The sequence below is a fragment of the Rhodococcus sp. ENV425 genome, assembly GCF_002887785.1.
Taxonomy (GTDB): Bacteria; Actinomycetota; Actinomycetes; order Mycobacteriales; family Mycobacteriaceae; genus Rhodococcus; species Rhodococcus aetherivorans.
The window spans coordinates 1-7,723 of sequence record NZ_PCZU01000250.1 but is presented as its reverse complement, the minus strand read 5'-3'; the positions used below and the strand labels follow the sequence as shown (position 1 = coordinate 7,723).

Annotated in this window: 8 protein-coding genes; 2 read left to right on the top strand and 6 right to left on the bottom strand. The window is 70.9% G+C overall.

Annotated elements, in window-relative coordinates; translation table 11 throughout:
- Positions 1-36 precede the first annotated feature (36 nt).
- The 3 genes from CQZ88_RS21840 to glpX all read right to left on the bottom strand — a co-directional run bounded on the left by CQZ88_RS21840 (position 37) and on the right by glpX (position 3,637).
- On the bottom strand, positions 37-1,011 hold the full coding sequence (locus CQZ88_RS21840) for a phosphotriesterase (RefSeq protein ID WP_006932897.1): 975 nt from the start codon (positions 1,009-1,011) through the stop codon (positions 37-39).
- 94 nt (positions 1,012-1,105) lie between these two features.
- Positions 1,106-2,515, bottom strand: coding sequence for a class II fumarate hydratase (locus tag CQZ88_RS21835; RefSeq protein ID WP_006932904.1), 1,410 nt, complete (start codon positions 2,513-2,515; stop codon positions 1,106-1,108).
- A gap of 84 nt (positions 2,516-2,599) precedes the next feature.
- On the bottom strand, positions 2,600-3,637 hold the full coding sequence (glpX, locus tag CQZ88_RS21830) for a class II fructose-bisphosphatase (protein WP_006932905.1): 1,038 nt from the start codon (positions 3,635-3,637) through the stop codon (positions 2,600-2,602).
- Between the two features lie 178 nt (positions 3,638-3,815).
- Between glpX and CQZ88_RS21825 the strand changes: the two genes are divergently transcribed.
- Complete coding sequence (locus CQZ88_RS21825) at positions 3,816-4,385, top strand: DUF4245 domain-containing protein (RefSeq protein WP_072634681.1); 570 nt, start codon at positions 3,816-3,818, stop codon at positions 4,383-4,385.
- Between the two features lie 12 nt (positions 4,386-4,397).
- Here the strand turns inward: CQZ88_RS21825 and CQZ88_RS21820 are convergent, their stop codons facing one another.
- From CQZ88_RS21820 to CQZ88_RS21810, 3 genes are all read right to left on the bottom strand, one after another.
- On the bottom strand, positions 4,398-4,601 hold the full coding sequence (locus CQZ88_RS21820) for an exodeoxyribonuclease VII small subunit (RefSeq protein WP_037201491.1): 204 nt from the start codon (positions 4,599-4,601) through the stop codon (positions 4,398-4,400).
- Positions 4,602-4,704: 103 nt separating this feature from the next.
- Positions 4,705-5,952, bottom strand: a complete 1,248-nt coding sequence (gene xseA / locus CQZ88_RS21815) for an exodeoxyribonuclease VII large subunit (protein ID WP_006932910.1) — start codon at positions 5,950-5,952, stop codon at positions 4,705-4,707.
- Positions 5,949-6,683: a lipid droplet-associated protein gene (locus CQZ88_RS21810; protein ID WP_006932911.1), complete on the bottom strand. Its 735-nt coding sequence runs from the start codon at positions 6,681-6,683 to the stop codon at positions 5,949-5,951. Before CQZ88_RS21810 ends, xseA begins: the two co-directional genes overlap by 4 nt.
- Before the next feature lie 79 nt (positions 6,684-6,762).
- On the opposite strand from CQZ88_RS21810, the gene CQZ88_RS21805 reads away from it, so the two are divergent.
- Positions 6,763-7,723 (top strand): 4-hydroxy-3-methylbut-2-enyl diphosphate reductase (locus CQZ88_RS21805; protein ID WP_102800306.1); only part of this gene is annotated, 961 nt, incomplete at its 3' end.

The following is a 7,723-nucleotide window of genomic DNA, read 5'->3' as shown; positions in this document are numbered from 1 at the left end:
GCCGGGTGCCACACCCGGCAGCGGACGGCACCCGACTCAGTACGTGTCGCGGCGTTCGAAGATCTCGCGCGGGTTGTCGATCAGCATCCGGTCGATGTCCGCCTCGCTCACCCCGGCCTCCCGCAGGGCGGGCAGCACGTCGTTGTGCAGGTGCATGTAGCTCCACCGCGGCGTCTCCACGGCGAGCATCTTCGGATCGAGCCAGTCGTTGAGGGTGGCGTAGTCCTGCGACAGCAGCATCCGGCCGGCATAGCCGCGCTCGACGAGGGTCGCGATGGTCTTCACCCGCTGCTCGAATCCGAGGTAGACGTCGACGCCGCAGCGGTCCATGCCGATGTACGACCCGGCGTCCATCAGCGACGTGAGGTAGCCGATGTCGTCGGAATCGCCGCTGTGGCCGACGATCACACGGGAGAGGTCGACACCCTCCTCGGTGAACAGGCGCTGCATCACCAGCCCCGACTCGGAGTGGGCGTGGGTGTGCACGGTGATCGGCACGCCGGTGCGGCGGTGGGCGACCGCCACGGCCCGGGCCGTGCGCTCGACGCCTGCGGTCAGGCCCGGGGCGTCGATGGCGCACTTGAGCATTCCGGCGCGTACTCCGGAATCGAGGATGCCCTCCTCGATGTCGCGGACGAAGAAGTCCACCAGGGGTTCCGGGCCACCGAACAGGGTGCCGGGGCCGCGGTAGTGGAAGTAGTGCGGAAGGTCCATGTAGGTGTAGAGACCGGTCGCCACGACGATGTTCATGTCGGTGGCCTCGGCGACCCGCCGGATCAGGTCGATGTTGCGGCCCGTGCCGACCACGGTGAGGTCGACGAACGTGTCGAAGCCGGCCGCGTGCACCTCCCGGACGCGGTCGATCGCCTCCGCGACCGCCGCGTCGAGGTCGACGCCGATGTCCCAGTTGCCGTGCAGTTCGGGGGAGAGGACGAACAGGTGCTCGTGCATCAACGTCCGGCCGAGGCTGCCGCTGTCGACGGTGCCGGTGACGGTGGGGACGGTGGTCATGGCGTCTCGCTTCCTGAAGACCTGAATTGGAATTCAGCTTCATATGAGACCACGATGAGACGCCTGTCACAAGACCCACCGGCGTCGGGCGCAGTCAGCCCTGCGGCTCGACCCGCGTCATCGCCAGCACGTCGAGCCGCCGGTCCAGCTCCTCCTCGCTCAGGCCGTCGCCGATCAGGCCCCGGTCGATCACCGCCTGCCGGATCGTCTTCTTCTCCCGCAGCGCCTCCTTCGCGACCGCGGCGGCCTCCTCGTATCCGATCGCCGAGTTCAGCGGCGTCACGATCGACGGCGACGACTCCGCCAGGGTGCGCAGGTGCTCGGTGTTCGCCACGAGACCGTCGACGCACCGCTCGGCGAACAGGCGCGAGACGTTGGCCAGTAGGCGCAACGACTCGAGCAGGTTGCGGGCCATCATCGGGATGTACACGTTGAGCTCGAACGCGCCCGCGGCGCCGCCCCACGCCACGGCCGCGTCGTTGCCCACGACCTGCGCCGCCACCTGGGTCACCGCCTCCGGCAGCACGGGGTTCACCTTGCCCGGCATGATCGAGCTGCCCGGCTGCAGGTCCGGCAGCTGGATCTCGGCGAGACCCGTCAACGGACCCGACCCCATCCACCGGATGTCGTTCGCGATCTTCGTCAGCGAGACCGCGATGGTCCGCAGCGCCCCGGACGCCTCGACCAGACCGTCGCGCGCGGCCTGCGCTTCGAAACTGTTCTTCGCCGGCGTCAGCGCCTCCACCCCGGTCGCGCGCACCAGTTCGGCGACGACGCGGGGGCCGAACCCCTCGGGGGCATTCAGGCCCGTCCCGACGGCGGTGCCGCCGATGGCCAGCTCGCCGAGCCGCGGCAGCGTCGCCTGCACCCGCTCGATGCCGGCCTCGATCTGCCGGGCGTAGCCCCCGAACTCCTGCCCGAGCGTGACCGGCACGGCATCCATCAGATGGGTCCGGCCGGACTTGACGACCCGCTTCCACTCCTCCGCCTTCACGGCGAGGGACGCCCGCAGCTGGTCGAGGGCCGGGATGAGATCCTTCACCGCCGCCTCGGTGGCGGCGACGTGCGTCGCGGTGGGGAAGGTGTCGTTCGACGACTGCGACATGTTGACGTGATCGTTGGGATGCACCGTCACCCCGCGCTGCGCGGCGAGGCTCGCGATGACCTCGTTGGCGTTCATGTTCGAGCTCGTGCCCGAACCGGTCTGGAACACGTCGATGGGGAACTGGTCGTCGTGCAGGCCCTCGGCGATCTCGGTAGCGGCGGCGACGATCGCGTCGGCCTTCTCCGCGTCGAGCAGGCCCAGGTCCTGGTTGACCCGGGCACACGCCGCCTTGAGCAGGCCCATCGCGCGGATCTGGGTGCGTTCGAGGCCGCGGCCGGAGATCGGGAAGTTCTCCACGGCCCGCTGGGTCTGAGCGCGCCACAGGGCGTCGGCCGGGACCCGGACCTCACCCATGGTGTCGTGTTCGATTCGGAACTGCTGCTCGGGATTTTCGGCCATGGCTTCACAGTAGGCGGCTCGCGCCGCAGGGGCGCCCCTTCGGACCGGCGGAGATCCGAAAGGACACCACGACCGCGAAGCGGGTCACGGCATGGGAGGAACGGCCCCCGCGACGCCGTGGAAATCGATCGACGTGAACTCGCTGAGCTTCTTCAGACGGTGGTACGCCTCGACCATCCGGACGGTGCCGGACTTGCTGCGCATCACGATCGACTGCGTCGTCGCGCCGCCGCCGTAGTAGCGGACACCCTTGACGAGTTCGCCGTCGGTGACGCCGGTCGCGCAGAAGAAGATGTTCTCGCCCTTGACCAGGTCCGTGGTGGTCAGCACGCGGCCCGGTTCGTGGCCCGCGTCGATCGCCTTCTGCCGCTCCGCGTCGTCCTTCGGCGCCAGCCGGCCCTGCAGCGCGCCACCCATGCAGCGCATCGCGGCCGCGGCGATGATGCCCTCCGGGGTGCCGCCGATGCCGAGCAGCATGTCGACACCCGAACCCGGGCGCGCCGCGGCGATCGCGCCGGCGACGTCACCGTCGGAGATCAGGCGGATGCGCGCGCCGGTCGCGCGCACATCGCTGATGAGCTGCGCGTGCCGGGGACGGTCGAGGATCGTGACGGTGATGTCGGAGATCTCCGAGTGCTTCGCCTTCGCGACCCGGCTGATGTTCTCGGCGACGGGCGCGGTGATGTCGATGACGTCCGCGGCCTCCGGGCCGACGGCGATCTTGTCCATGTAGAACACGGCGGACGGGTCGAACATGGCGCCGCGCTCGGCGACGGCGAGCACCGCGATGGAGCCGGGCGCACCCTTCGCCATCAGGGTGGTGCCGTCGATCGGGTCGACCGCCACGTCGCACAGCGGACCGTCGCCGTTGCCGACCTCCTCGCCGTTGTAGAGCATGGGCGCCTCGTCCTTCTCGCCCTCACCGATCACGACGACGCCGCGCATCGACACCGAGCTGACCATGTGACGCATGGCGTCGACGGCGGCGCCGTCGCCGCCTTCCTTGTCACCGCGGCCGACCCAGCGGCCCGCAGCCATCGCCGCGGCCTCGGTGACACGCACCAGCTCGAGGGCGAGATTGCGGTCCGGGGCCTGGCGGCGGGTCGGGGTGCTGGCCGTCATGGGCTACTGCCTCCTGATGCAGTCGGTCGGCGCGGACGCCGACGCGGGACGGCCGCCGAGGGGACAGCCGCCGGGTTCCGATGGTTTCGAGTGGTAATTCTCTCATCACCGCCCCGTCGGCGGGGCTCGGACCCGGCCACGTGCGGGTATCGGTGCGGACGGCTGTCAGACTGGAAGCGTGGCCTCCCAGAAACCCCGCATTCTCCACGACACGCGCGACATGGCGTGGTCGCTGATCCCGCTTCTGCTGATCATGGTCGTCGTGGCCGCGATCGCCAGCCAATGCTCCTTCAGCCCCGGCGGCCCCACGGCGGGACCCGTGCCCAGCTTCGACGTCGACGCCGGCCTGAAGTACGACGCCCGCGAGCTGGACTTCCCGATCCGGCAGCCGAAGGTGCCCGAGGACTGGCAGGCCAACTCCGGCAGCCGCAGCATCATCACCGGCGAGCAGGGTGGCGATTCGAGCACCGTCGGATTCATCACCCCTGACGGCCGGTACGTGCGGTTCACCCAGTCGAATGCGGGGGAGGACGAGCTGGTGCGGTTCGTCGCCGGGGAGCCGCGCACCGCGACCGGGGCGCAGAGCCTCGCCGGCCGCGACTGGGTGGTCTACGGCGGCGAGGGCGTCGAACCGCTGTGGGTGTCCGACTTCGGCGACGTCCGGATCCTCATCGGCGGCTCCGGCGACGAGGCCGAGTTCCGCGAGCTGGCGACCGCCGCGGGTGCGGCCGAACCGCTGCAGCCCTAGCAGCCGCTCCGCTCACTCCTCGTCGTCGTCGGCGTGCGACAGCGCGGTCTCCACACGCTGCCGGGCACCGGCGAGATGCTCCTCGCAGCGCCGCGCGAGCGCCTCGCCCCGTTCCCACAGCGCCAGCGAATCGTCCAGGTCCAAGCCACCCTGTTCGAGCATCTTGACCACGTTGACCAGTTCGTCGCGCGCACGCTCGTAGCCGAACTCCGCCACGTCGTCGTTCGGGCCGCTCGCGGAGGTGGTCTTCGGGCCGCTCGCGGCCGTGGTCTTCGGGCCGCTCGCGGCCGTGTCCTTCGTCTCGCTCATCCGTTCCCCGTCACTTCTCTCGTCCGATGACGGCGGCGCGCAGCGCCCCGTCGGTGACCCGCACCCGCAGCTGGGTGCCGGGCGGTGCGTCGCCGGCCGACCGCAGCACCTCCGGATCCCCGTCGGGGACCACCCGCTGGACCACCGCGTAGCCGCGGGCGAGGGTGGCGGCGGGACCGAGGGTCGCGAGCCGCGCACCGAGGTGCTCGATCCGGGCGGCCTCGGCGTCGATCGCGCGGGTCACGTCGCGACGGGCGCACTGCCGCAGCCGCTCGATCTCCTCGCTTCGCCGGTCGACGGTGCTCAGGGGGTCTGCGAGCACCGGCCGGCTGCGCAACTGCTCGATCACGTGCTCCTCCCGGCGCACCCAGTTCCGCAGCGCCGCCGCCGACCGCCCTCGTAGCTCGTCCACCAGGTCCTGTTCGGCCACCGCGTCCGGCACGATCCGTTTGGCGGCGTCGGTGGGGGTCGCCGCCCGCAGGTCGGCGACGTGGTCGGACAGCGGGCTGTCCGGTTCGTGCCCGATGGCGCTGACCACCGGCGTCGTGCACCGGACGATCGCGCGGCACAGCGCCTCGTCCGAGAACGGCAGCAGGTCCTCCACGCTGCCGCCGCCGCGCGCGAGCACGATGACGTCGACGGACGGGTCGGCGTCGAGTTCCTCGAGCGCATCCAGGATCTGCGGGACCGCGGTGGGCCCCTGGACGGCGGTGTTGCGGATCTCGAAACGGACGGCCGGCCATCGGCGCTGCGCGACGCTGAGCACGTCCCGCTCGGCGGCGCTCGCGCGCCCGGTGATCAGACCGATCCGCTGCGGCAGGAACGGCAGGGGCCGCTTGAGCCGAGGGTCGAACAGTCCCTCGGCCGCGAGCAGCGCACGCAGCCGCTCGATGCGGGCGAGGAGTTCGCCGATACCGACGGCGCGGATCTCGGTGACCCGCAGGGCGAGGGTGCCGCGGCCGGTCCAGAACGACAGCTTGCCGAACATCACCACCCGGCTGCCCTCGGTGAGCGGTACGGGGGAGTTCTGCACCAGTTGCGGCGAGCACGTCACCGACAGCGACATGTCCGCCGACGGATCCCGCAACGTGAGGAACGCGGTGCGGGTGCCGGGACGCACGTTGAGCTGGGTGATCTGGCCCTCCACCCAGACCGAACCGAGCCGGTCGATCCAGCCGGCGACCTTCTGCGAGACGGTCCGGACCGGCCACGGATGCTCCGCGGAGTTGGACGGGGTGACCGTGGGCGCGGAGGTCACTTGGTGCTTGCGTTCGCGATCCGGTTGGACAGCATGGTCTCGAACGGGTCGCGTGCGCGCGTGGCGCTCTCGTACTCGAGCAGCGCCCGCAGGTCCTCGACCGACAGGGTGCGCATCCGGGCCCGCAGCTGTGCCAGGGTCAGCGACGGGTAGTCGAGCAGTTCGACGATCTCGGGCACCTCGGATCCTGCCGCGCTCCCGGCGGCCGTCTTCTTCGCCGCCTTCTTCGCGGATTTGCCCCCGGCCGCGTCGGCGCCGCCGACGGCGGTCTTGCCGGCGCTGATCTTCGCGGCGGTGGACTCGGCGGGCGACCCGGTCTCGGCGGCGCCGGAGCCGGCGGTCTCCGTCTCGGCGACGGGGGACTTGCCCGCGTTCGGGCCGGCGGCCACCGGCACCGCGGCCTCCGCGGCCGGCGGCATCGAGTAGAGCGCGAACCGCCCCGGCGCCGCGGCAGTCGACATCTCGGCAGTGCCCGCCGGCACCTCGGCGTCGTCGTCGAAGGTGGCCCACGACGGCTCCTCGGCGGGGGCCGCGCCGAGCAGCTCGAACAGCTGGTCGCCCTTGATGGCGAGCGACGTCATCGTCTGCTGGATCCGCATCGTTGTCTGAAGGATCTGGCTGACCGTGGTCATCGGCAGCGCGACCGCGGTGGACGGCAGCTTGAGGGTCTCTTCGTACGCGGTGACGGCCAGCCCGGCCGCCACCCGCGCCATGAACGGTGGACGGATCATGAGAAACAGACTGCCTCACGTGCCGCCCGATTGGTAGCCGACGAGGGCCGACCCCGCGAACGGCCCGTACCCTGGAGGCATGTCTGCGCCTGTTCCCCTCGAAGTCGGAATCACTCGGTCGGCCGGTTCACCTGCTGCCGGTAAGCGCGTCCTGCTCGCCGAGCCGCGCGGGTACTGCGCCGGCGTCGACCGGGCCGTCGAAACGGTGGAGAAGGCACTCGAGAAGCACGGTGCCCCGATCTACGTCCGCAAGGAGATCGTCCACAACCGTCACGTGGTCGAGACCCTCGCCGAGCGTGGCGTGGTCTTCGTCGACGAGACCGACCAGGTGCCGGCGGGCGCGGTGCTGGTGTTCTCGGCGCACGGTGTCTCGCCCGCGGTGCACGCCTCCGCCGCCGAACGCAACCTGCGCACCATCGATGCCACGTGCCCGCTGGTGACGAAGGTGCACCAGGAGGCCAAGCGCTTCGCCCGCGACGACTACGACATCCTGCTCATCGGTCACGAGGGTCACGAGGAGGTGGAAGGCACCGCCGGCGAGGCTCCCGACCACGTCCAGCTCGTCGACGGGCCCGACGCGGTCGACCACGTCACCGTGCGCGACGAGGCCAAGGTGATCTGGCTGTCGCAGACCACCCTCAGCGTCGACGAGACCATGGAGACGGTCCAGCGGCTGCGCACGAAGTTCCCCCTGCTGCAGGACCCCCCGAGCGACGACATCTGCTACGCCACCCAGAATCGGCAGGTGGCGGTCAAGGCGATGGCGCCCGAATGCGACCTCGTCATCGTCGTGGGCTCGCGCAACTCGTCGAACTCGGTGCGGCTCGTGGAGGTGGCGCTGGGTGCCGGTGCCCGGGCCGCGCATCTCGTCGACTACGCCCGCGAGGTCGACCCGGCCTGGCTCGAGGGCGTGCAGACCGTCGGGATCACCTCGGGCGCATCGGTGCCGGAGGTTCTGGTGCGCGGCGTGATCGACCTGCTCGCCGAGCACGGCTTCGCCGACGTGCAGTCGGTGACCACGGCCAACGAGACCCTGGTGT

What these genes read in the sequence shown, in the direction of transcription:
- CQZ88_RS21840 (WP_006932897.1), bottom strand. Translation starts at nt 1,011, where the DNA reads ATGACCACCGTCCCCACCGTCACCGGCACCGTCGACAGCGGCAGCCTC.
- CQZ88_RS21835 (WP_006932904.1), bottom strand. Translation starts at nt 2,515, where the DNA reads ATGGCCGAAAATCCCGAGCAGCAGTTCCGAATCGAACACGACACCATG.
- glpX (WP_006932905.1), bottom strand. Translation starts at nt 3,637, where the DNA reads ATGACGGCCAGCACCCCGACCCGCCGCCAGGCCCCGGACCGCAATCTC.
- CQZ88_RS21810 (WP_006932911.1), bottom strand. Translation starts at nt 6,683, where the DNA reads ATGATCCGTCCACCGTTCATGGCGCGGGTGGCGGCCGGGCTGGCCGTC.